Below are 23,113 nucleotides of genomic sequence, written 5' to 3'. Positions count from 1 at the left end.
GGTTATACTGTTTATCACGGACGAGCGCCGCCTGCGCTTTTCCTTAAGAGATCCTGGATCCGGACCGTCCGAGCAATCGCCCACATCAACCGTGGGTAAAGGGTAGGGAGATACCAAAGACAAACAAACGGGGAGGTTCGTACGGGTGACGACGTGGCTGCTGCTGGCGCTGCTTATTTTCATTTTTCAGTCCGGCACGATCCTCGTGCTGGAATATCGCCGCCCGGCCAACGCCATGGCATGGCTGTTCATCTTGTTTTTGTTTCCGATCGTCGGCTTCATTCTTTATTACTTCCTCGCCCGCGAGTATGTTCGGCGCCGCAAGGTCCGTCGCAGAGGCGGCCTGGACGAGCAGCGCAGGGGCGAGATCTTGACGAAGAGCCATCTGATCAACGAGCCGGGAGAAATACCGGGCGGCGGGTTCGCGGACGAGGCGCGGTTGTTCCGAACGCTTCGTAAGGCGGGGGCGGCTCCGATCACCGGGTGCAATAAATCGAGGGTGCTGACGAACGGGCAAATGACGTACGACGCAATGATGGAAGCGATCCGCGGCGCCCGGCACCACATTCACTTCGCTACATACATATACCGCGACGACGAGATTGGCCGCATGTTCCGCGATGCCATGATCGAGAAAGCGAAGGAGGGCGTCCAGGTCCGGCTCATCTACGACGGGATCGGCAGCGTCAAGCTGAGCAAGTCCTTTTTCGCCGCGTTCGAGGAGGCGGGTGCCGAATACGCGTGCTTTTTCCCGCTCCGCCCGGCCTTTATGAAGAAGCGCATGAACTATCGCAATCACCGCAAGATCCTTGTCGTGGACGGCACCAAAGGCTTCGTCGGCGGGATCAACGTGGGGGAGGAATATTTAGGCAGGCATAAGAAGCTCGGCTTTTGGCGCGATACGCATCTCGAGCTGGAAGGCGACGCGGTATACGGGCTGCAGGAGGTATTCCTCAAGGACTGGGAGCTCGCGACCAAGCAGCGACCGAGCGACCCCGGTTATTTGCCGGAGCATGCCTGTACGGGAAACGAGGTCGTGCAGATCGTCGCAGGCGGCCCGAACAGGCGGGCGGACGCGATTCACGAGACGCTGTTCGCGATCCTGGCGACGGCCAAGCGGCGGATCTGGATCACGACGCCGTATTTCATTCCCAGCGCGGGCGTCGTTATGGCGCTCAAGACCGCCGCCATGAGCGGCGTCGACGTGCGCATGATCGTGCCGCTCATCCCGGATACGAAGCTCGTGCATGCGGCTACGATGTCCTACGTGGACGAGATGATGAGCTGCGGCATCCGGTTTTGGCAGTACGAACGGGGCTTCATTCATGCGAAAGTCGTCATCGTCGACGACCTGATCGCGTCGGTCGGGACGGCGAACATGGATCTGCGCAGCTTCTTCAGCAATTTCGAGACGAACGCCTACTTATTCCACCCGGACGCGATCGCCGCGCTGGAGCGCGACTTCCGGCAGGACCTTAAGGACAGCAGGGAGCTTGAGCTGTCGTCGTTTCGCAAGCGCTCCGGCGGACGCAAGGCCGCCGAGGCCCTCTGCCGCATGCTGTCCCCGTTGCTATGAGGCTTAAGAAGGATCTTTAATTCGGCTTGATCTGCTTCAGCACGTCTCCAAGCCGCTGCGGTTTCATCGACCCGATGAGGTCGCCGCGCTCCCGCAGCCGCTCGGCGATGTTCAATAAATTGAAGTCGGACGGGCTCGGGTTGGCGCGCACCTCGCTCCAATCGAGCGGCGTAGATACCGGCGCTCCGGCGCGGGCGCGGGGCGAGTAAGCCGCGACCAGGGTGCGGCCGGGATAATACTGCAGGTAATCGAGGTAAATGAGCGATCCGCGGTTTTTCTTCAGCCGTTCGACGGTGAAGAGCCGCGGATTTTTGGCGGTCAAATAGTCGGAGACAAACTTGCCGAACCGGCGGAGGTCGTCGTAAGTCGGGCCGGGCTCGATGCGCATGACGACTTGAATGCCCGTCGCGCCGGAGGTTTTGGGCACGGCCTCAAGTCCGAGCGAATGCAGCAGGTCGCCGACCTTGTCCGCGGCTTCCATGATTCTCGGCTCGACCTCGAGGCTCGGATCGATATCCAGCATCCAGCGGTCGGGCAGCGGCATGCCGATCCGTTCGCAGGACACGTGAAATTCCAGCGCATACAAACTGCCCATCCAGAGCAGCGTCGGCAAAGAATCCAGGACGACGTACCGGATGCCGCCCTCCGTCTCGGTTCTGACGAACTCCGGAACGGGCGTCGGCGCGTTTTTCTGATAAAAGGACTTGCCTGCATAGCCCTCCGGGAAGCGAATCGTCGTTAAATAGCGGCCTTCGCCGTGGGGCAGCAAATAGGGCGCCAATTCGGCCAGCGTCCGGACATAGCGAAGCTTATCGATGCCCATGTCGGGCCATAGCAGTTTGTCGGGATGGGAGACGAGCAGCTCGCGGTCGCCGAGCCGCAGCGTTACCGGGGACATCGTGGCCGGCGCCATAGGCGTTCCTCCGTTCTGAAGCCGCCCCGTTGCCTCGAGGCGATCGTCTTCCTAGTGTAGCCGGTAATCCGGCGCCCCATTCCCCGTTCGATCCGCTATTCGAGGCGACCGCCGCGCGGCGATTGGCGGGCGATGCAGCCGCGGCGAACGGCCCTTCGATTAAACCCGGCGAATTCCGCACTTTTGCCTCCGGACGCTCATACAACAATAAAGAAAGCGCTTGGGGAGGGATCGCTACGGATATGCCGCTGCTGCATCATGCCGGCGCGCTGCTGTCGCTCGCGTTGGTATTTTGGACGGGGTCCTCGCTGTTCGCCGTGCTCCACCCCGCTACCGTGCTCGTCTTGGCCCGCGGCGGCCGGGACGGAGAGACGGCGGGTCCGGCGCCCGCGTCCGAATGGCGAATACGCCTGCAAGGCGGCTTGATGAGCTTGGCGGGCCTGATCTTGCTGGCGCTGCCGATGCTGCTGTAGGTCGGCCGCCGACGCAAAAAAAGATGCCGCCGAAGTCATTTGCATGACTTTCGGCAGGCATCTTTTTATTGTACCGATCAGCCCGTGAACTCTTGTACCCATTCGCCGTTATAATAGGCGACCCCGATCGACTTGAAGTTCGCGTTCAGGATGTTCGCCTTGTGGCCAGCGCTGTTCATCCACGCGGTCATGACTTCCGTCGGCGATTGCTGGCCCATCGCGATATTCTCGCCGGCGTAGCTGTACGTCACGCCGAACTGCTTCATCATGTCGAACGGCGAACCGTACGTCGGCGAAGTATGGTCGAAGTAGTTATTGTTGTACATATCCTTCGCCTTCGCGTCGGCGACCGTCGTGAGCTTGGCATCGGACTTCAGCGCGGACAGGCCGGCTTTGGCGCGTTCCTGATTCACGAGATCGACGACTTGAGCGGCGAAACCGGATTTTTGAACGCTCGTGCCGGAGCCGGAAGACCCGCTGCCTGCCGGTACGGAAGGCGAGGTCGTCGGCGCTGGCGTGACGGTCGGAGCCGGGGTCGTCGTCGGCGCTGGCGTGGCGGTCGGAGCTGGAGTCGTCGGCTTAGGCGTAGCCGTAGGGGCAGTCGTCGGCTTGGCCGGCGTCGGCGTGGCCGAAGGCGCGGTCGTCGTCGGCGTCGTTGCCGGTGTGGAAGGCGTCAAACCGCCAGTCGTGCCGCCGGCCGTGCCGCCGTTCAGCTGCGACAGCAGCGATTGCCAATCGAACGAACCAAGATATTGCTGAAGCTGCGAAGCGTCGAACTTATATGTGTAAGTTTGGGTCGTCTGGGTCGTCGTCGCGGCATTCGCGGAAGCGCCGAACGGAACGGCGAGCGACAGCAGAAGCGCGCCGGAAACAGCCAGTTGACCGATACGATTGTTCTTCATATAAGAGAATTCCTCCTTGGAATGTAAGCCTGCGAGGTTAGCTGACGGGTTAGGTCGGAGTACGCCCTGCCGCGGCTGCGGCTTCACCCCGTATACTTGGTTCCCCCGCGCCCTGTCGGGCTTCGGCTCGGATGTCTCACATTCTATCAGCGGAATCTCGTAGGTTCACGGCATAAATATTACCACGGCCCATATGCTGGGAAATATGAAAACGGCCGATCCGCGCCACGCGCGAGGTTCGGCAGCGTCGGCCGTCGCTTCTTAGAATATTCTCATCGTATCAGGGCGACAAAAAGGAGCGCCTCGAAATGAGGCGCTCCCGCGTCATCCGGCCAATCGCCGGCGAATGATCCTCGAATCTGCCTTTAGCACGAGGCATCTGGAAGCCGATCGCCGATCAAGGCTTCGGCTCGGTCGCCTTGCGTCTGCGGGACGGCGCAGCCTTGGGGCTTGCGCCGACGGCTTCCCCGCCGCCTGCGGCAGCCGCCTCCGGCATGGCGGGCTTTGCGCGCGTGCGCTTCGGCTTGTCCGCCGCAGGCGCCAGATTCGCTTCGCCGGTATCGCCCCGAATCGCCGACTTGCGTCCGGCGCTGCGGCTCGCCGTCGCTCCGCCGGCGGGCGCCTCGCCCGTCTTGACTGCGGCGAGACTGGCCTGCAGCGCGGACATCAAGTCGATGACATTGGTCCGCTCCGCCGCCGGCGCGGTCACCACGTCGACGCCTTGTCCGGCGACCTTCCGGTTGATGGCGTCCAGCATCGCCGTCCGATAGTCGTCCGTGTATTTGGCCGCGTCAAAAGGCGCAGACAGCTGCTCGATCAGCAGCTTGGCCATGTCCAGCTCGCGGTCGTTCACGTTCTGGTTTTGCGGCAGCCCGGGCACGCCCGAGATCGCGCGGATCTCGTCCGGATAGAACATCGTCTCCATGCAGATGCAATTGTCTACGCAGCGAATGGCGGCCAGGCTGCTCTTGCTGCGGATCGCGATCTTGGCGATGCCGATCCGGCCGGACTGCCGCATCGCTTCGAGCAGCAGGCCGTAAGCGCCCGCGCCGGCCTGATCGGGCGACAGATAGTACGTTTTTTGATAGAACATCGGATCGATCTCCTCGAGCGCGACGAAGTCGAGGATTTGAATCGTCCGCGTGTTTTCCGGCTTGACGGCTTCGAGCTCATCTTCGTCGAACAGCACGAACCTTCCTTTTTCATATTCGTAGCCTTTCGTGATTTCCTCCCACTCGACCGCCCGTTCGCAGTGCGGGCAGCTTTTCGCGTAGGAGATGGGCGTGCCGCAGGCCTTATGAATTTGCCGCAGATGCACGTCCTTGTCCTCGGTGGCGGTGAACATCTTCACCGGCACGTGCACGAGTCCGAAGCTGATGGCGCCTTTCCATACCGTATGCATGACGCTTAGCCCTCCTTATAATTCCGTATACCATTCAGGATTCCCATCGTTGTATGGGATTCATACCGTCTGGGCATCCTGTACCGGACGATCTTTCGTGCCAAACGAAGAACGAGGGCGAAGGGAGAGGCGTTCATGTACGATGAGCAGGCGACGGACGGCCAAGATCATATCTACGAAGGCCGCGACAACTATGACATGGACATCGACCGGATGATCAACGAAGGGCTCGGCGGCGGCCAGGTGACGTTGGACAACGGTCTCATCGAAGAGACGACGACCGATACGATGCGGGAAAAAGAGGGGGACGATCCGTCATGAACACGCAGCGGGCCAAGCAAATTTTCGATTCTAAGGATACGATCGCCGTCAGTCTGGAAGGACAGCCGGTTTGGATCGAAGAAGTGGACGAAGCGAACGGCATGGCCACCGTACAGGTCGGGCAGAAGCCGACCAACGTACAGACGGTGTCGGTCGACCGGCTGACGGAGTAGCGGCGAGCGGCGTCAAAAATAGAGATCGTTCCCAATGTGAGGTCAGCTCACGGGGGGACGATTTTTGTTTATTTTGCGGGGATGTCGAATTCGGCGGCCAGTTTAACTTTCGTTTTCCCGATTGTCGCTTCTTTCACGACACGGTAGCGTCCGGGCTCAGGCGATGATTGAAGCATGTCGAAGCTGAAACTGGTTTTATTGCTTTCCCCTTTTTGAAGATGGGCCAGGTTGGCCGGGAAACCGATATTGTCTTTGTAAGATATCGGGACCCACGTGCCGTAAGCCTGCAACTCGATTATGTAGTCGGAGCCGCATTCAAGGATTCGGTCGCCAAGGTTGAGCATCTCGATTCGGTAAGCGTCAATCGTACCGTTCTTTTTTCTTCCCGTCAGCACCGGTTCAAGCCTCAGCTCCGCGCCATAATCGGCGGTTTCAACACGCGACGCAAGCGCAAGGTTAGGTACGACGGCCAATTCCATCTCCCCGCCTCCGCAGCCAGTCACCATATAGGTGTCCACTGTCTCGCCGCTCCTTTTCTCGACGCCGCCGCAGGTTGTGGTCATGCGCGCGCCGCCGCCCTCAAGATGCTGATCTCGAATCAAATGAACCGTCTGTCCGTCGTAGTCGGCGGTCATTATGCTCGGTTCACCTTCGGCGGGAAACATAGTCACTTTTACGATAGCGGGCTGCCGAACCGACACCGACCGTACGAATTCGGAGAGCGGGCCCGGATTAAGTACGCGTCCGTTCGCTTCGACGACGGCGCCGCGCGTCAGGGCTGCGTCATGCGACCAGTCGATTTCTTCCTCGCCCTTGCATGCGGCGGCCACGATCGTAAGGGCAGCGACAAAAAGGTAGCATCGAGCAAACCTTCTCATTTCCCGTCCTATAGGTACCATCGCTTTTCTCCTTTTTGACGAAGCATTTGGATATCGTTTACAAAAGATACGTTAATCTCCTCGAAAAAGTTGCTACCTCCTTTTGAAAGCCCCTATCCGGCGCATAAGCGAAGCAGGAGAAGAATAGGTATGAGGATGCGTTTCGCTGCGCCGATTTTGGTGGAGCAAGGCGACGGGACTTTGCGGCGGGATACGGCGACTGAACGCCGGGGGCGGAGGCGGATAGCGATCTACGATCCCCGTTACGCGCCCGTCCGGTGTTTGGAAACGCTGTCTCCCGGGTAAAGACCACGTATAACCAACTCATGCACGAGAAGGGAGAGTATTCATATGGATCGGCATACGGAAGGCTGGAGCGACAAAATCAAAGGTGCTGTCAACCAGGCGAAGGGCGAGGCTAAGGACCAATGGGGCAACCTCACCGACGATCCGGGTCTCCAGGCAAGAGGCAAATGGGACAAAGCCAAGGGCAAGGTACAGGAAGAGATCGGCGAGTGGAAAGAAAACACCAAGTCGCGCACCGATCGCTGACACAATCCTCCTTATATAAGGTTCTGCACGGCCCCTCGCGCCGGCGGAACGCAAAAACGCAGCCTTTGGGCTGCGTTTTTGCTATAATCTAGCAATGCGTGCGAATAGAAAGACGTTGCTAGGCATACAATCGAGTATAGACAAGGACAGGCCGTTGGCCTGAAAGGGCGGTATAGATGGAAAAGAAGGCGGCGATCCGCAAGATTCCGGTGCAATACCCGTTAGGAACGAAGCAGATATCAGGGTTCGTCCTGCTTTTCCTGCTCTCGCTGGGCAACGTGATACATGGCGCCGAAAATTTATTGTTATACGCCCAAGCGGGGCTCATGACGATGAGCGGCGGATGCCTCGTCTATCTGCTTATTCGACGCAAGGCGTTGAAGGCGGAGCTCACGCTGGCGGGCAGCCGGTTGACCGTGAACGGCCTATCGATCACGGGAGACTCGCTCCGGGAGCTGCGGATCGATCGGGGACTCGTCGGCCTGCTGCCGCGCGGCAAACGAGTCGTGCCCGTGCGCCTCTGCCTCGATCTGAAGGACAGGAGTGCCAGCCTGTTGCTGCTGCGTTGGGCGGAGAAGCAGGGCGTGCCCGTCAGGCAGGGGAGCTTCATGCGTTGGCTTTAAGGGCGAAGTCGCGCCGCGGCCGTCTTGCGTCATTCCTCTTCGGAAGAGACGATCGACTTGCCGGCGGCGAAGAGCACGGCGAGACCGGCGACCATGCAACAGGATAAGACGATGATATATAACATGCTGCGCGAACACCTCCTCGAACGATCAGCGATTCCACAAGGCGAAAAAGACGGACAACGCGACGACGACGCAAAGCGCATACAACAAGCCAAGGCGCGTCCACTTCTTGCCGGTGCCGCTGCCGTAGCCCGCGTTTTCGCTCCGGTTGGCTTGGGACCAACCGACGGTTAGTGTACCCGCGAGCCCGGCGATCATGACGATGCATACCAATCCAATCAGATAAACCATGCTCATCGGTCTCCATCTCCTTTTTCGAAGGCTCCAGCCGCAGCCGGATTCCGGCTGCGCGATTCGCCTCCTTATCGCTGCTACAAGCATAGGAGGCTTTTTGTCTGCCGGCATCCTCCAATCCGCCAGTTTTTATGCCCATCCAATTCATCCTCCAATTAAAGGGGAATTTCCTGTCTGCGCGCTTGCCGGCGCTACCGCGTAAGCGGATAATGGAAGCATTGGAGGGACGGCGCATGTGGCAACCCGATCGCGCGTTGGACAAGCCGGTGTACCGGCAGATCGCCGAGCATTTCGAACAAAGGATCAAGTCGGGAGAGCTGACGGCAGGCAGCGCGCTGCCAGCGGAGCGCAAACTGGCCGCGGAGCTGGCGGTCAACCGCACGACCGTGATCCAAGCCTACGAGGAATTGCGCGCTTCGGGCTGGGTCGTGAGCAAGATCGGCAGCGGTACCGTCGTGGCTGGCGGTGACGCTTCTCCGCTGCGTCCGGCGGATTGGCGGAAATATTTGGACGTCGGCACGATGCTGCCCAATTCGGACGCGATGCGCCGCATCCGGTCCGGCTTGCGCAAGGAGGCGGGCCTCGTGGATTTCGCGAGCGGGGAGTTGTCAGAGGCGTTATTCCCGGGAGAGACGGTGCGCGGCATTTTTTCCGAGCAGCCCTACGACGGACCGCTTGGCTACGACGACCCGCAGGGCTATGGTCCGTTTCGCGAAGCGCTGGCCGCCTTCTTGTCGCGGCATCTGCGTATCCGGACTTCGGCTTCTTCGCTGTTGATTACGTCGGGTTCTCAACAATCGCTTTTTTTAATCATGCAATGCTTGATGAATCACGGCGATGCCGTGGGCGTCGAGACGCCTTCGTACTGCTTTTCGCTGCCGCTGCTTCAATCGGCGGGGCTGCGGGTCTATCCGCTGCCGGTCGGCCCGGCGGGCATCGATCCGGAAGATGTAGAGCGGCTGCATCGCCGGCACCGGCTCAAGATGCTGTTTTTGAATCCCAACTTCCAGAATCCGACGGGAACGGTGCTGACCGCCGAACGGCGAGCCGCATTGCTTAGAATCGCGGAAAAGGAAGGCATTCCGATCGTGGAGGACGATCCGTTCAGCTTGACCGCGTTCGACGGCCGGCCGCCGCTGCCGCTGAAGGCCGAGGATGCGGGCGGCCGCATTTTGTACGTCGGCTCGTTGTCCAAGATCGCCGCGTCGGGCCTTCGGGTCGGCTGGCTGGCGGGACCGCAGGAGATCGTCTCGCGGCTGGCGGACGCGCGGCAGCAGATGGACTTCGGGATGAGCGTCATCCCGCAGTGGCTGGCCGCCAAGCTGATCGAAGGATCGGCGTTCGACAGGCAGATCGGCCGGCTGCGCATCCGATTGGCGGAGCGTCTCGACGAGCTGCGCGCGAGCCTCGATTATCATCTGCCGGGCCTCGTATCCTTCGAACCGCCGGGCGGCGGTCTGAACCTGTGGGCGAAGTGGCTCGGAGATTCGGATCCGCGGCAGCTCCGGGTGCTCGGACGCGCGATGTCGACGGGCGTCGCCTACGTGCCCGGACAAGTATTCGGCGCTGAAGAGCCGAGCCTGCGGCTATGCTATGCGAAGCCGGACGCGGGACAGATCGAGCTGGGGGTCATGAGGCTGAAGGAGGCGCTGCTGCGGATCTAGCCGCGGGTTCGGCGCGGGGCGTGCAGCGGCTGCCGGTTGTCCGCCGGGCGATGCGGTTAGCGCGATACGGGAGCGGCTTCGTGCTTGATCCGTCGCCGGCGGAGCATCCATAGCGCTGCGAACAGCGCTGCGTAAGCGAGCGCGGGAGCCGCCGCGCCCCAGCTGGCCGGCGCGTAGAACGCGAGGCTGGCGCCGGCTCCGTACGCAGCCGCGCGGTAAGGCGCGACAAGGGCGGCCGAAGCCGAACGCGACGCGAGCCGGGACGGCACGGGAGCGCCGTTCAGCCGGGCGGCCCCCCGCCACAGGCGCCAGACGCCTGGCAGGGCCGTCAACCAGACGGCCGCGATCGGCAGCCCGATTAGCGTCAGCTGCAGCGCAGCGCGTTCGGTCGGGAGGGCGCCATTGTACGATCGCGCCAGCAGCCAGACGGCCGCGGCTGCGCCGATCGCCGACAGCGAAGCGAGCGCGGTCCACGTGAGCAGCTTGCGCGATCTGCGGGCGAGCCGTTCGGCCGATCCGAACCATTTCAGCTTGCCGGCTTTGTTTCCGGCGGTCCATGCGAAGGCAAGCAGGAGCAAAGTGAAGCACGCAGCCATGGCGTTCAAGGCGCTGTACACGATTCATTCCCCCGATCCATTCGTTCATTGTCTACCGACATCATAACCTGCCGCGCAAGTCGGCCGGCACGTCCCCAAGGATAAAATGTCTCCCGACTTCGGACGGGGCGGGCGTTAGACTCGCGACCAGACGCAAATAGCGGCGGTGAGGGCCGTTAATAAACCAGCGTGCGGTCTTCCAAGACAAATAGCGGCAGTGAGGGCCGCTATTCTACCAGCGTGCGGTCTTCCAAGACAAATAGCGGCTGTGAGGACCGCTATTCTACCAGCGTGCGGTCATCCGAGACAAATAGCGGGAGTGAGGGCCGCTATTCTTCCAGCGTCGAGGTCTCTCAAGACAAATAACGGCGGTGAGGACCGTTATTGGTCCAGCGTGCGCTCTCCCAAGGCAAATAGAGGCGGTGGAGATGTATACATGATTGGATGAACAGGACCCAGTTCGAAGATCCATCTGAGGGGTTATTCGCGGATGCAAGAACTTATTCCCGTGATGGCACGCCGATGGCTCGAAGTTGCATTGACTTACATGGAACGTCTTCGGATCCATTACTATTCTCCTATCCTTCGCGCCCTTCTTCGCTTTGCAAGTTCGCCCTTGCACCGATATAATTAAGGACAACCTGCGGACAGTCCGCATTGAAGGAGAACGATCGACATGCACGACTGGAGCGAGGGCGGCGGACAAGCCGCCGGCGCCGGACGATTCGTGCTGGAGCTGCGGTCCGAGGCGGATACGGTGCGTTTTGCCGAACGGCTGGCGGACCTGTGCGTCCCCGGCGCGCTGATCGCGCTGGACGGCGATCTCGGCGCGGGCAAGACCCGCTTCGCGAAGGCGTTCGCGGCCGGGCTAGGCGTGCCCGGGATGGTGAACAGCCCGACGTTTACGATCGTCAAGGAGTACGAGGGCGGCCGATTGCCGCTTTATCATATGGACGTGTACCGCTTGTCGATCGAAGAAGCCGACGAGCTGGGGCTGGACGAATACTTCGAGGGCAAAGGCGTCTCGCTCGTCGAGTGGGCTTCGCTCGTCGAACCGCTGCTGCCTCCCGAACGCCTGCATATCCGGCTCGAGCTGACCGGCCCCGAGAGCAGGCTGGCTTCCTGCGAGCCGATCGGCGCTCGATACGAGGCGTGGTGCAGGGAGCTTGGGCTTCGAACGGCCAAGGAGGAGGGAAGCGGCGATGACGTTAACGGATAAAAGGACGGCAGGCGAAAATCCGCTGATGCTGTGCTTCGACACGTCTACGGCCGTGCTGGCCGCGTCGGTCTGCCGGGGCGCGGAGGTGCTGGCGAGCCGGCACTCGCATGCCGAGCGCAACCACGCCGTGCGCATCGTTTCCGATCTCAAAGCGCTGCTTGAAGAGGCGGGCGGCGGAGAGATCGACGCGATCGCGGTCGGGCAGGGCCCGGGTTCGTATACGGGCGTGCGCATCGGGGTGTCCGCGGCCAAGACGCTGGCTTGGGCTTGGGACAAGCCGCTCGTCGGTCTCTCTAGCCTCGAGACGCTCGCGATGGCGGCAGGGCCTTATTTGCGCGGCGAAAAACAGGCTCCGGAGGCGGAACCGTTCGCCGCGCGCCATGCGGGGCAGCCGGTTTGGATCGTCCCGATCATGGACGCGCGGCGCGGTCAGGTTTACGGCGCGCGCTTCGAGACGGCCGACGGATCCGTCTGGCGCAGGCTCGACGAAGACGCGATTCGCCTCATCGGCGAGTGGGGCCCTTCCCTTGCCGCGAGCGCGGCCGAAGCGGGCGCGGTGCTCTCGTTCGTCGGCGAGACCGGTCCGCATGCGGATGCGCTAGCGGCGCTTCAAGGCGCCGTCGCGATGCCGCTGACGATGGACGCGGGCGAGATGGGGCGCCTGGCGGCGGAACGACTGGTACGGGGGCTCGTCGACGACGTTCATCGCTTCGCGCCCAACTACACGCAGCTGACCGAAGCCGAGACGAAGCTCGGCGGCGGCGCTCGGACGGAGGGACAGGCTTGAACGACAAGATCGAATTCCGGTCGATGACGCTGGCCGACATCGACGCCATCGTAGAGATCGAGCGCGAGGCGTTTACCGCGCCGTGGACGCCGGAGGCCTTTCATAACGAGCTGACGCAAAACTTGTTCGCCAAGTATATGGTGATGTCCAAGGGCGACGAAGTGCTGGGCTACGGCGGGATGTGGCTTATCGTGGACGAGGCGCACGTGACGAACATCGCGGTCCGCGAGGCGTATCGCGGCAAGGGGCTCGGGGAGCGGCTGATGCGCGAACTGATGCGAACCGCGGCCTGGCTCGGGGCGGCGCGCATGACGCTCGAGGTGAGAGTGACCAACGACCGCGCGCAGCGGCTCTACCGCAAGCTCGGCTTCGGTCCGGCAGGTCTTCGTCCGGGCTATTATTCGGACAACAACGAGGATGCGCTCATCATGTGGGCGGACCTGGATCCGTCGCTTGGCCGGGAGCGCGGGGGAATGTCGTCATGACGGGCGCATCGGAAAAGAAGGACGGAAGCATGCTGCTCGCTATAGAAACGAGTTGCGACGAAACGTCCGCCGCCGTCGTGCGAGGCGGACGCGAGGTGCTCTCCAACATCGTCTCCAGCCAGATCGAGACGCATCGGCGCTTCGGCGGCGTCGTGCCGGAGATCGCTTCGCGCAAGCATGTCGAGAGCATCACGATGATCGTTCAGGAGGCGTTGACGGAGGCCGGCGTATCCAGGCGGGACATCGACGCGGTCGCCGTCACGCAGGGACCGGGCCTGATCGGCGCGCTGCTGGTCGGCGTCGTGGCGGCCAAGGCGCTGGCGCTCGCGCTGGACGTTCCGTTGATCGGCACGCATCATATCGCGGGGCATATCTATGCGAATCGCCTCGTCGGAGACATCGTATACCCCGCGCTGGCGCTCGTCGTATCGGGAGGACACACCGAGCTGGTGCTCCTCCCGGAGGAAGGCGTCTTCCGCATTGTCGGCCGCACGCGGGACGACGCGGTCGGCGAGGCTTACGACAAAGTCGCGCGCGCGCTGTCCTTCCCCTATCCGGGAGGGCCGCACGTGGACAAGCTGGCGCAGCAGTCCGAGGAAGAGATCGTGCTGCCTCGCGCCTGGCTGGAGGAAGACTCGTACGACTTCAGCTTCAGCGGATTGAAGTCGGCCGTACTTGCGGAGATTAACCGGACCAAGATGAAAGGGCTGGACCCCGATTTCGCGGCGCTTGCCCGGGGGTTCCAAAACTCGGTCGTCGACGTCGTGACGACGAAGGCGATGAAGGCGGCTGCCGAGTTCGGCGCCCGCCAGCTGCTGCTGTGCGGCGGCGTCGCGGCCAACCGGGGCATCCGCGAGCGGCTGGCCGCGCGCTGCGAGGAAGCCGGATTGCCGATGCTCGTGCCGCCGATGTCGTTGTGCAGCGACAACGCGGCTATGATCGGCGCCGCCGCTGAACTGAAGTGGCGCAGGGGACAGTTCTCGTCGCTGGATCTGGCAGCTTCCGCGCAGGTGTCGCTGGAGGAGTGGTCCGTTAATTCTTAGGTTCATGTCAGGTTTAATTTTTTTATGTAAACTTAGTTGACATAAACCTGCAGCCATGTTAAAGTAATGGCATACCCCCTTTTGAAAAGCGCTTGAACGACTCGACACCGACCCCGTCGATCGTTCCGGCGCTTTTCTTCGTCGTCTTGACCGCCGCTTCGCCCGATCCATGTTTTGCGATCAGGCCGGTAAAGCAAGAACGGCTCCGCTGCAAATTGTCTGCGAAAAGCGTGTTGACTTCCGCTCTGCAGCCCGCATATAATAATGACCAATCAAACACGCGTAAAACGCGTTGAACGGGAACAGTAGGGAATTCGCCTGAATCAGAGAGCTGCGGGTCGGTGCGACGCAGCGGACGGCAACCCCGAACTCGCCCGGGAGCGGATGGACTGAGCGCCGATAGCGCGTTAGGTCCATACGGTTAGCCTCCGTCAGAGGGCGCGGCGGTGCGTTTATCGCGCTGCTGCTAAGGTGGACCTTCGTTCGCCCGCTTCGGCGGCCGGGACGATCGTCAACGAGAGTGGTACCGCGGTAGGCTTTGGAGCCCGCCGTCTCTTAGGAGGCGGCGGGCTTTGTGTTTTTGCGGGCATCGCTTGCCGTTGGGAAAAGGCATAAAAACGGCATAACGTGATCAACGCGAAGAACAGGAGCAGTAGGATTGGCCCGGGAAATGCAGAGAGCTGCGGGTTGGTGCGACGCAGCCGACGGGCATCCGAACTCGCCTGGGAGCGGATGAGCGGAACCCGAACGCACGAACAGGTGCGGCGGCAGTACGATCATACGGCCGGCCCCCGGTACAGGGCGCCGTCGTCCAAGGGAAAAGAGCCTTGGGCGGCGCATCGAGAGGGAGCGCTTGATTGCGCTTCAATGAGAGTGGTACCGCGGCGGCTTTTGTAGCCCGTCGTCTCTTTTGACAGGGAGACGACGGGCTTTTTGTATTGTTCACCGTTCACTTGCCTTGGGGAGGCACCGTGCCAGGAGGCAGGGCTTCACCCGTTGCCCCATCCCGATTCTGACGATTCTGAATATTCACACCAAAATGGAGGTTTTAACATGACGCCATCCAACGACAAGCAAGCTTCGAACGCCGCAACTAAGCTCTCGAATGCCGTTTCACTCGCCCAGATTGCCCAGTCAACGTTTTCTGCGGAGCCCGCTGCCAAAAAGAAAATCCGGATTTTCGATACCACGCTGCGCGACGGCGAGCAGGCGCCGGGCGCTTCGCTGCGACCGGAGCAGAAGATCGTCATCGCTCGGCAGCTGGCGCGGCTGGGCGTGGATACGATCGAACCCGGCTTCGCCGTGTCGAGTCCCGGCGAGTTCGAAGCGATCCGCCAGATCTCGCGGGAGCTGCAGCAGACGGAGATCTGCGGCTTCGCCCGCTGCGTCCGCGGCGATATCGACGCGGCCGTAGCGGCGACGGCCGACGCGGCGTTCAGGCGTCTGCACCTCTTTATTTCCTCGTCGCAGATCCATCTCGATTACCAGCTGCGCAAAACGCAGGACGAAGTGGTGAATCAGGTGCGCGAAATGATTGCCTACGGCAAGCAGTTCGTCGACGCGCTCGAATTTTCGCCTATGGATGCCTCTCGGTCCGATCGGGAATTCCTGTACCGAATTATCGAGGCTGCGATCGACGAAGGCGCCACGATCATCAACATTCCGGATACGATGGGCTATGCGCTGCCCGATGAGTTCGGTCCGCTGTTCAGCGCGGTCAGGCAGCATGTCCGAGGCGGCGAAAAGGTCGATTATAGCGCGCACTGCCACAACGATCTCGGCATGGCGCTGGCTAACAGCTTGGCCGCGATCCGTCACGGCGCCACGCATGTCGAGGTAAGCGTCAACGGCGTTGGCGAACGCGCCGGCAACTGCGCGCTCGAGGAGCTCGTGATGGCGATCGAGACGCGTGGCGAAGCGCTGGGCGTAGAGACGGGCATCCGCTCCTCCGAAATTTTCGAGACGTCGCGAATGGTCAGTCGCGCGATGCACTTCCCGATCTCCTTCAACAAGCCCATCGTCGGTCGCAATGCTTTCCAGCACGAATCGGGCATCCATCAGGACGGCCTGTTGAAAAACCGCAACACTTACGAAATCATGGATCCCGAAGCGATGGGAATTCCGCGAAGCATGATCATTTTGGGCAAGCATTCGGGACGGCATGCGATCAAGCACCGAGCGGCGGATTACGGAATCGACCTGGCGGACAAGGAGCTGGAGGACGTATACGCGCGATTCAAGGCCAAAGCGGACGAGACCAAGATCGTAACGGACGACGTCCTGCTCCGCTTGATCGGCGAATCGACGCAGACGCAAATCGAGCCTTATGCGCTCGTCGACCTGCAGGTACTGGCTGGCACGAACCGCACGCGAATCGCTTCGGTGACGATCCGGAGGAATGAAGACGGCAGTGAACGTACCTACACGGGAGCCGGCGAAGGACCGTTGGAGAGCGTCATCCGTTGCATCCGGGAAGCGATGCCGGCAGACGCCTCTTTTGAAGATTTGGAACTGCACTCCCTGTCAACCGGCGAAGACGCTGCGGGCGAAGCTGTCGTTACCGTGCGGCAAGCGGGGAGACGATTCCGCGGAACGGCCATCCATAGGGACATTATACTGGCGGCTGCCCGTGCGTACGTAGCGGCCTGCAATAGCGCGATGATGGCTGTCGGGGTAGAGCGAAGGACGGAATCAAGAGCCTGATCGTGTAAAAGTCAATGGCTGCAGCTCCCAAATCAGCGCATGGAGGGTGTGGGCAAAGTTATCCACACCCCCTGTGTGTAATGGGGATAAGCGTCCGAAATGTGTTGGGAGAGTAAACGCTGCGTAATTTTGAAAACGTGGATTACATTTTCATTACAGTCGCATCGAAATTGGGGATTGTGGGGGTAACTTGGGAAAGCAAAGTTTCTTATGGCCCGATTAATTGTAGAATAGTGCGATCTGAGGCCTTTTACTCGACTAAAAGCTTGCCGCCGATAATACCGAAGTCAAAGGTTAATCGTGGATAAAGTTGTGAATAACCGATTTTATAAATTTTTTGTGAATGATTGCGTAAAGGGGGGAGTCAACTTGAACGATATGCTGAAGTATTACGATTATTTCGATGAGTGGGGCAGGCTGGACCGCGAACCGATCGAGTTTTTGATCAACATGCAAGTGATCGGAAGCCATATTCCCGCGGGAGGACGCATACTCGACAACGGCGCAGGTTCCGGGAAATACGCGATGGCGCTCGCGCAAGCCGGGTACCGGGTCACGCTGACGGATCTGTCGGCCCGATTAGTCGAGGATGCCGAGCGCCGCATCGAAACTTGCGAATGGCGCGACCGAGTGGAGGGGTGCCATGTTGCCGACGCGCAGGATCTAAGCCTGTTCGCGGATGCATCATTCGACGCGACGCTGATGATGGGACCGATGTATCACCTTCAGCGGGAGGCGGAGCGAGAAAAAGCCGCCCTGCAGCTTCGTCGGGTGACGAAGCCGGGCGGCGTCGTGTTCGTGGCGTTTATGTCCCGCGAGAAGCAGGCGGCGACGTATTTGCTCGATCCCGATCGGTGGCCGCCATGCGACACTTATGCGGGTATCCGGGCATTTCTGGACACGGGTGTATTCAACCACCGGGATGAAGGTCGATTTACGGGCGCTTATGCTTTTCCGCTCGCCGGGATCGTGCCGTTCATGGAGCGGATGGGCTTCGAGACGCTGAAGCTGATCGCCTCCGAGAGCATTGGCGGTATGACAGCCGAAAAGCTGGAAGCATGGCGCGCCTGCGGCGATGCCGAATACCGCGATATCGTAGATCTTCTCGTCGAACTGGCCGAGAATCCCTCGATTCTCGGCGCGTCGCCGCATTTGCTTTACGTGGGCAAGGTGCCGGAATTCTGAGCGACGGGCGCCTTCGCTCACTCCATCAACGATTCCCACAAGGCGAAGGCAGTCTCTAGCGCCTGCTGTTTTTCTTCCAGCTTCGACTGAACCTCGCGAAGCCGGACGAAGTCCGTGCAAACTTCCGGCAGCGCCATCTCTTCCTCGAGCGCCGCGATCTCCGTCTCCAGCATCGAGATGTCCGCTTCGGCTTGCTCCCGTTTGCGCTGCTTCGCGCGCTCTTCGCGCTTGGCCTGCTTATCCGCCTCATAATCGGTAACGGGCGACTGAGCGGACTGGGCGGCGCCGGATGCCGAAGAAGACCCGCCGGCGGCCGAAGCGGCTGCCCACTCCTCCAATTCGCGCTTTTTCGCGACCATTTCGTCATAATTTCCCAGGAAATGCACGGCCCCTTCAGGACCGAGCTCCACGACGCGATCCGCGAGCCTGTTCAGGAAGTAACGGTCGTGGGACACGAACAGCAGCGTGCCGTCGTACTCCTCCAAGGCGCCTTCGAGCACCTCGCGGCTCCATAGATCCAGATGGTTCGTCGGCTCGTCGAGCACGAGTACGTTAGCCTTCATCAGCATGAGCTTGGACAGCGCCACGCGCGCCTTCTCCCCGCCGCTGAGCGATCCGACGGTCTTGCGGACGTCTTCCCCGCTGAACAGAAAGTTGCCGAGCACGGTACGGATCTCAGCCTCGGGCAGCATGGGATATTGACTCCAAACTTCCTCAAGCACCGTATTGGCCGGATTGAGGCCGCGCTGCTCCTGGTCATAATAGCCGAGCTGCACGCCAGTGCCCCAGCGGATCGTGCCCGCCGTCAGCGGAAGCTGGCCGACCAGCGCGCGCAGCAGCGTCGTCTTGCCGACGCCGTTGGGACCGAGGAGAGCGATGCGCTCGCCGCGTTTGGCCTCGAAGCCCGCATGCCGGAACAAGGGGCTGATGCCTTCAACTGGCGCAGCCGACGCGTCGTACACCTGAAGCACGTCCTTGCCCGTGCGCCGTTCGGCCGTGAAGGAGAAGCTCGCCTGCTTCAGCGTGCCCGGACGTTCCAGCCGTTCGATGCGTTCCAACGCGTTCCGGCGGCTCTGCGCGCGGCGCGTGGTGGTCGCGCGAACGATGTTTTTCTGGATGAACTCCTCCATCCGTTGGATCTCCTTGCGCTGCTGATCGTACAGCTTGACCTTCTGCGCGAAATCCGCAGCCTTCAGCTCCATGAAGCGCGTATAATTGCCGGTGTAACGCGTCGCCGCATGGCGCTCGATCTCTACAATAGAAGAGACGGTCGCGTCCAAGAAATAACGGTCGTGCGAAACGATGACCATCGCGCCCGAGTACGTGCGCAAGTATTGTTCAAGCCACGTCAGCGTGTCGATGTCGAGGTGGTTCGTCGGTTCGTCCAGCAGCAGCAGCTCGGGCTGCACGACGAGCAGCCTGGCGAGCGCGAGTCGCGTCCGTTGTCCGCCGCTCAGCGACGAGACGACCGTATCGCGCGAAAAGTCGCCGAAGCCCATGCCGTGAAGCACGGCCTTGATGCGGTTGTTCATCTCAAAGCCGCCGGCCTCGCGGAACCGGTCGTTCGCGTCGGCGTACTGGGCGAGCAGCGCTTCGTAACGGGCTGCGTCGGCTTGCTCGGCCGGATCGGCGATGCGCGCTTCGAGGCGTCCGAGCGCCCGCTCCTGCTCGAGCAGCGGGCCGAACGCGGCATTCATCACTTCTTGGATGGTCAGCTGCGGGGCCAGCCCGCTGTTTTGCGCCAAGTAGCCGATCCGCAGCTCGCGCGGCTTGGACACCGAGCCTTGATCGGAGTCGAGTTCGCCCGCCAGGATCTTAAGGAAGGTGGACTTGCCCGCCCCGTTCACGCCGACGAGGCCGATGCGGTCGCGTTCGCCGATTTGCAGCGAGACGCCTTCTAATATAGGGGTGACGCCGTAGTGCTTGACGATGCCGGATGCCTGTAAAAGCAAGAGGATTCCCTCCGAACGAGATCTTGTAGTTGAATCAAGTTTATCGCAAATCCGCTTGAACGTCCAAAGCGAATGAGGGCAGGCGGAGGAAGGGGGCGCCCTTTTCTGTGAAAAAGCTCTTTGGCGTACCGTACGGAAAAATGATACACTGTTGCTATCTATGAATATGAATGGCATGGACGAGGGATGGCGGATGAGTGCAAAGGAGCCGGGCGGCGCGGGGAAGCCGGCGCTGCGCAAAGCGATGGCGGCCCGGCGCGACGCCCTGACGCCGGACGAGCGCGAGGCGCGTTCGCGCAGGCTTTGCGACGTCGTCGTCGCGCAGGCGTTGCAGCCGCTCAGCCAGAAGCTGGGGCGTCCGCTGACCGTGGTCTTGTACGGCGCATTCCGCTCGGAGGCCGATCCGGCCGGCGTGCTGGATTGGTGCGTCGCGGCAGGCCATCGGGCGGTCGCTCCCCGCATTCGGGAGGATGGCGGCGGCATGGAGCTGCGGGTCGTCGCTTCGGCGGCGGACTGGCGTCCGGAGCGCTACGGCGTGCCGAGCCCGGATCCGGTACGCACGGAACCGCTTGACGCGGGCGAACGTCCCGACGCGGTGCTCGTCCCGGGCATGGCCTTCGACCGGCAGGGCGGCCGGCTCGGGTACGGCGGCGGTTATTACGACCGCTTGGCCGAGGCGATCGGTCCTGGGCGACTTCCCTACTGGATCGGCTTCGGCTATGCGCTCCAGCTGTCCGACGAAGACCTCCCGAAGGAGGCGCACGATCTGGCGCTGCAAGGCTTGGCGACGGAGGAAGGATTGATTTGGTTTGCGGAGGAGGGGCCTTGATGACCGACGGCGAAGGACGATTGACGCATTTTAACGAGCAGGGCCGCGCCGTCATGGTAGACGTATCGGACAAGGCGGTGACCGCGCGTACGGCCGTCGCGGAGAGCCGGATTAAGATGGCGCCTTCGACGTTGTCGCGGATTTTGGATCGTACGGTGGAGAAGGGCGACGTGCTGGCGGTAGCGCAGGTCGCGGCCGTTCAAGCGGCCAAGCGGACGTCGGATTGGATCCCGATGTGCCATCCGCTGCCGCTGACGGGCGTGAACGTGAAGTTCGGCGCGAGCGGCGACGACACGCTGACGATCGCGGCCGAGGTCAAGACGACGGGCAAGACCGGCGTCGAGATGGAGGCGCTGACGGCGGTGTCGGCGGCCGCGCTGACGGTCTACGATATGTGCAAGGCGCTGCAGAAGGACATGGTGATCGGGCCGACCCTGCTGCTGAGCAAGACAGGCGGCAAGAGCGGGGATTACCGGGCGGAAGGTTAGGCCGTATCGAGCCGAACCCGCCTGCGAAGTTTGAGGAGACGCGAATCGGGGGGATGGGCATGATTTGGAAAGTAGCGCTGCTGACAGCCAGCGACAAAGGCTCCCGGGGCGAACGCGAGGATACGAGCGCGCAGGTAATCCGGGAGCTGGTCGAGGAGGAGCTTGGCGGGGAGATCGTCGACTATCGCGTCGTGCCCGACGAACAGGACGAGCTGCGCGCAGCCTTGATCGAGATGTGCGACTACTTTCAGGCCGACCTGGTGCTGACTACGGGCGGGACCAGTCTCGGACTGCGAGACGTGACGCCGGAGGCGACGCTGATGGTGTCCGAGCGGACGGTGCCGGGCATGACCGAAGCGATGCGGGCCGCGGTCATGCAGCGAAGCAGGCATTATATGCTCTACCGCGGCGTCATCGCCATTCGCGGACGCTCGCTGATCGTTAATCTGCCGGGCGACCCGAAGGGCGTCAACGACATGCTGATGGCGATTATGGATCAGCTGCCCGACGCCCTGCTGCTCGTCTCCGGCATCGGGAAGGACCGGGATTACTGATGAGCGACCCTTCCAAGCCGCATGAGACCGTGCTGCGCGAGGTGAAGGTCGAGGAAGCCGTCGGGCTGACGCTTGCGCACGACCTGACGCAGATTTTGCCCGGCTCCTTTAAGGGGAGGCTGTTCAGCAAGGGGCACCGCGTCACGGCGGACGACATTCCGAAGCTGAAGGACATCGGCAAGGAGCATTTATACGTGATCGAGCTCGCGCCGGGAGATCTTCACGAGGACGACGCCGCGCTTCGGCTGGCTGCCGCGCTCGGCGGAGAAGGAATCGTATACGGCGAACCCCATGAGGGGAAAGTGACGCTAAAGGCTGCGGCGCCGGGGCTCGCCGTCATCGCGCGCGAGGTCGTGGACGGGATCAACGGGTTGGGCGAGATCGCGCTCGCCACGATCGTCGGCGGACGATTCGTGCAGGCCGGAGAGGCGCTCGCCGCTTCCCGGGCGATCCCGTTGGTCGTGCCCGAGGCCAAGATCGCCGCGGCGGAGGACATCGCGGCGAGCTACAGGTCGGCGCACGGCGGCGCGGATCCCGTTAGCGTCAAGCCGCTGCGCCGGATGCGCGCCGGACTGTTATCCACGGGGACCGAGGTGTTCACGGGGCGCATCGCCGACAAATTCGGGCCGGCCGTCCGGGCGAAGCTGGAGGCGTTCGGTTCGGAGCTGGCCGAGCAGCGCTTCGCGCCGGACGACCGACAAACAATTGTCAACCACTTGTACTACTTCCTGGAACGGCGTTATGATATGATACTGGTATCCGGCGGAATGTCCGTCGATCCCGACGACCGGACGCCGGGCGCCATCGCCGACGCGGGCGCCGAGATCGTCAGCTACGGGACACCGATGCTCCCGGGCTCGATGCTGCTCTTCGGCTATTTGGAGGGCGTACCCATCTTCGGGCTGCCGGGCTGCGTCATGCACGATCCGTATACTTCGTTCGACGTGCTGCTCCCTAGGGTGTTGGCGGGAGAGCGGATCACGAGGCAAGAGATCGCCGCGATGGGCTATGGCGGACTGCACCGTTGACCGGCCAGAACTTATTCATTTCGGGCGCGATGTATAGTTTTGAAGCATGCGCCATTTCGTTTTTCGGTTTTCACGCATTCCAAGACACCACGATAGGGGAGGGATAACCATGGGAGGTATTGGCGCATCAGGCTTGATCCTGCTGATCCTAATCGCCTTGCTGCTGTTCGGACCGAACAAGCTGCCGGAGCTGGGCAAGGCTTTCGGCCGCACGCTTCGCGAGTTCAAGAAGGGCGCGAACGATCTGATGGACGACAGCGAGCGTCCGGCTCGCCGCGAGGTCGCAGCCGCTCCGGAAGCGGAGCCGCTCAAGGCCGAACGCCGTCTGCCTGAATAACGGGCGGCAGATCGCCCGAACGGCATGAATTCGGGTAGCCCGAATGAACGCAATTCTTGAATACGGAGGGCGG

The 23,113-nt window shown here is 61.7% G+C and carries 25 protein-coding genes, 1 riboswitch and 1 other annotated feature; of the genes, 18 read left to right on the top strand and 7 right to left on the bottom strand.

Features of this window, described 5'->3' with window-relative positions:
- Nucleotides 1–145 precede the first annotated feature (145 nt).
- Entirely contained in the window at nt 146–1,576 is a 1,431-nt protein-coding gene (gene cls, locus BM235_RS06660) for a cardiolipin synthase (protein WP_090110789.1), read from the top strand.
- Between the two features lie 16 nt (nt 1,577–1,592).
- On the opposite strand, the gene ligD is transcribed toward cls, so the two are convergent.
- Nucleotides 1,593–2,489 carry a non-homologous end-joining DNA ligase gene (ligD, locus tag BM235_RS06655; RefSeq protein WP_255374100.1) on the bottom strand — a complete coding sequence of 299 codons (897 nt, stop codon included), beginning with the start codon at nt 2,487–2,489 and terminating at the stop codon, nt 1,593–1,595.
- Nucleotides 2,490–2,731: 242 nt separating this feature from the next.
- Here ligD and BM235_RS06650 point away from each other — a divergent pair, with 242 nt between their 5' ends.
- On the top strand, nt 2,732–2,962 hold the full coding sequence (locus tag BM235_RS06650) for a hypothetical protein (RefSeq protein WP_143106639.1): 231 nt from the start codon (nt 2,732–2,734) through the stop codon (nt 2,960–2,962).
- A 77-nt stretch (nt 2,963–3,039) separates the two neighbouring features.
- On the opposite strand, the gene BM235_RS06645 is transcribed toward BM235_RS06650, so the two are convergent.
- The gene (locus BM235_RS06645; RefSeq protein ID WP_090110785.1) at nt 3,040–3,864 is read right to left on the bottom strand and encodes a CAP domain-containing protein; all 825 of its coding nucleotides are present in this window, start codon (nt 3,862–3,864) and stop codon (nt 3,040–3,042) included.
- Between the two features lie 10 nt (nt 3,865–3,874).
- Nucleotides 3,875–4,002, bottom strand: a riboswitch (cyclic di-AMP (ydaO/yuaA leader).
- Between the two features lie 259 nt (nt 4,003–4,261).
- On the bottom strand, nt 4,262–5,266 hold the full coding sequence (locus BM235_RS06640; RefSeq protein WP_090110783.1) for a non-homologous end joining protein Ku: 1,005 nt from the start codon (nt 5,264–5,266) through the stop codon (nt 4,262–4,264).
- 135 nt (nt 5,267–5,401) lie between these two features.
- On the opposite strand from BM235_RS06640, the gene BM235_RS06635 reads away from it, so the two are divergent.
- Nucleotides 5,402–5,587: a hypothetical protein gene (locus BM235_RS06635; protein ID WP_090110781.1), complete on the top strand. Its 186-nt coding sequence runs from the start codon at nt 5,402–5,404 to the stop codon at nt 5,585–5,587.
- Entirely contained in the window at nt 5,584–5,760 is a 177-nt protein-coding gene (locus tag BM235_RS06630) for an H-type small acid-soluble spore protein (protein ID WP_090110779.1), read from the top strand. Before BM235_RS06635 ends, BM235_RS06630 begins: the two co-directional genes overlap by 4 nt.
- A 68-nt stretch (nt 5,761–5,828) precedes the next feature.
- Here the strand turns inward: BM235_RS06630 and BM235_RS06625 are convergent, their stop codons facing one another.
- Nucleotides 5,829–6,659 (bottom strand): immunoglobulin-like domain-containing protein, encoded by an 831-nt coding sequence (locus tag BM235_RS06625; protein ID WP_090110777.1) that lies wholly within the window; start codon nt 6,657–6,659, stop codon nt 5,829–5,831.
- 330 nt (nt 6,660–6,989) lie between these two features.
- Between BM235_RS06625 and BM235_RS06620 the strand changes: the two genes are divergently transcribed.
- Both BM235_RS06620 and BM235_RS06615 read left to right on the top strand, forming a co-directional pair.
- Nucleotides 6,990–7,190, top strand: coding sequence for a CsbD family protein (locus BM235_RS06620; RefSeq protein WP_090110775.1), 201 nt, complete (start codon nt 6,990–6,992; stop codon nt 7,188–7,190).
- A 176-nt stretch (nt 7,191–7,366) separates the two neighbouring features.
- Nucleotides 7,367–7,813, top strand: coding sequence for a hypothetical protein (locus BM235_RS06615; RefSeq protein ID WP_090110773.1), 447 nt, complete (start codon nt 7,367–7,369; stop codon nt 7,811–7,813).
- 150 nt (nt 7,814–7,963) lie between these two features.
- On the opposite strand, the gene BM235_RS06610 is transcribed toward BM235_RS06615, so the two are convergent.
- Nucleotides 7,964–8,173, bottom strand: a complete 210-nt coding sequence (locus BM235_RS06610) for a hypothetical protein (RefSeq protein ID WP_090110771.1) — start codon at nt 8,171–8,173, stop codon at nt 7,964–7,966.
- Nucleotides 8,174–8,403: 230 nt separating this feature from the next.
- Here BM235_RS06610 and BM235_RS06605 point away from each other — a divergent pair, with 230 nt between their 5' ends.
- Nucleotides 8,404–9,834, top strand: coding sequence for an aminotransferase-like domain-containing protein (locus BM235_RS06605; protein WP_090110769.1), 1,431 nt, complete (start codon nt 8,404–8,406; stop codon nt 9,832–9,834).
- Between the two features lie 56 nt (nt 9,835–9,890).
- Here BM235_RS06605 and BM235_RS06600 read toward each other — a convergent pair whose 3' ends face one another.
- Nucleotides 9,891–10,451, bottom strand: a complete 561-nt coding sequence (locus BM235_RS06600; protein WP_090110767.1) for a hypothetical protein — start codon at nt 10,449–10,451, stop codon at nt 9,891–9,893.
- A 655-nt stretch (nt 10,452–11,106) separates the two neighbouring features.
- Between BM235_RS06600 and tsaE the strand changes: the two genes are divergently transcribed.
- The 6 genes from tsaE to BM235_RS06570 all read left to right on the top strand — a co-directional run bounded on the left by tsaE (nt 11,107) and on the right by BM235_RS06570 (nt 17,852).
- Entirely contained in the window at nt 11,107–11,649 is a 543-nt protein-coding gene (tsaE, locus tag BM235_RS06595; protein WP_090110765.1) for a tRNA (adenosine(37)-N6)-threonylcarbamoyltransferase complex ATPase subunit type 1 TsaE, read from the top strand.
- Complete coding sequence (tsaB, locus tag BM235_RS06590) at nt 11,633–12,436, top strand: tRNA (adenosine(37)-N6)-threonylcarbamoyltransferase complex dimerization subunit type 1 TsaB (RefSeq protein ID WP_090110763.1); 804 nt, start codon at nt 11,633–11,635, stop codon at nt 12,434–12,436. Before tsaE ends, tsaB begins: the two co-directional genes overlap by 17 nt.
- Entirely contained in the window at nt 12,433–12,921 is a 489-nt protein-coding gene (gene rimI / locus BM235_RS06585; RefSeq protein WP_255374099.1) for a ribosomal protein S18-alanine N-acetyltransferase, read from the top strand. The genes tsaB and rimI overlap by 4 nt, the downstream gene beginning before the upstream one ends.
- Nucleotides 12,918–13,964, top strand: a complete 1,047-nt coding sequence (gene tsaD / locus BM235_RS06580; protein WP_090110761.1) for a tRNA (adenosine(37)-N6)-threonylcarbamoyltransferase complex transferase subunit TsaD — start codon at nt 12,918–12,920, stop codon at nt 13,962–13,964. Before rimI ends, tsaD begins: the two co-directional genes overlap by 4 nt.
- Before the next feature lie 630 nt (nt 13,965–14,594).
- Nucleotides 14,595–14,876: a binding site (T-box leader), on the top strand.
- Between the two features lie 141 nt (nt 14,877–15,017).
- Nucleotides 15,018–16,667, top strand: a complete 1,650-nt coding sequence (locus BM235_RS06575) for a 2-isopropylmalate synthase (protein WP_090110759.1) — start codon at nt 15,018–15,020, stop codon at nt 16,665–16,667.
- A 378-nt stretch (nt 16,668–17,045) separates the two neighbouring features.
- A complete protein-coding gene (locus tag BM235_RS06570; RefSeq protein WP_369803483.1) occupies nt 17,046–17,852 on the top strand; it encodes a class I SAM-dependent methyltransferase in 807 nt (268 codons plus the stop codon).
- A gap of 17 nt (nt 17,853–17,869) precedes the next feature.
- Here the strand turns inward: BM235_RS06570 and BM235_RS06565 are convergent, their stop codons facing one another.
- The gene (locus BM235_RS06565) at nt 17,870–19,804 is read right to left on the bottom strand and encodes an ABC-F family ATP-binding cassette domain-containing protein (protein WP_090110755.1); all 1,935 of its coding nucleotides are present in this window, start codon (nt 19,802–19,804) and stop codon (nt 17,870–17,872) included.
- A gap of 193 nt (nt 19,805–19,997) precedes the next feature.
- Here BM235_RS06565 and BM235_RS06560 point away from each other — a divergent pair, with 193 nt between their 5' ends.
- The 5 genes from BM235_RS06560 to tatA all read left to right on the top strand — a co-directional run bounded on the left by BM235_RS06560 (nt 19,998) and on the right by tatA (nt 23,040).
- Nucleotides 19,998–20,633 (top strand): 5-formyltetrahydrofolate cyclo-ligase, encoded by a 636-nt coding sequence (locus BM235_RS06560; protein ID WP_158543889.1) that lies wholly within the window; start codon nt 19,998–20,000, stop codon nt 20,631–20,633.
- A complete protein-coding gene (moaC, locus tag BM235_RS06555; RefSeq protein ID WP_090110751.1) occupies nt 20,633–21,121 on the top strand; it encodes a cyclic pyranopterin monophosphate synthase MoaC in 489 nt (162 codons plus the stop codon). Before BM235_RS06560 ends, moaC begins: the two co-directional genes overlap by 1 nt.
- A 59-nt stretch (nt 21,122–21,180) precedes the next feature.
- The gene (locus BM235_RS06550) at nt 21,181–21,675 is read left to right on the top strand and encodes a MogA/MoaB family molybdenum cofactor biosynthesis protein (RefSeq protein ID WP_090111088.1); all 495 of its coding nucleotides are present in this window, start codon (nt 21,181–21,183) and stop codon (nt 21,673–21,675) included.
- Nucleotides 21,675–22,703, top strand: coding sequence for a molybdopterin-binding protein (locus BM235_RS06545; RefSeq protein ID WP_090110749.1), 1,029 nt, complete (start codon nt 21,675–21,677; stop codon nt 22,701–22,703). The genes BM235_RS06550 and BM235_RS06545 overlap by 1 nt, the downstream gene beginning before the upstream one ends.
- A 109-nt stretch (nt 22,704–22,812) precedes the next feature.
- On the top strand, nt 22,813–23,040 hold the full coding sequence (gene tatA / locus BM235_RS06540) for a twin-arginine translocase TatA/TatE family subunit (protein WP_090110747.1): 228 nt from the start codon (nt 22,813–22,815) through the stop codon (nt 23,038–23,040).
- Nucleotides 23,041–23,113: the final 73 nt, after the last annotated feature.

Source organism: Cohnella sp. OV330 (assembly GCF_900112065.1).
Classification (GTDB): Bacteria; Bacillota; Bacilli; order Paenibacillales; family Paenibacillaceae; genus Cohnella.
The sequence above is the reverse complement of the archived record's forward strand: the minus strand, read 5'-3'. Positions and strand labels throughout refer to the sequence as shown.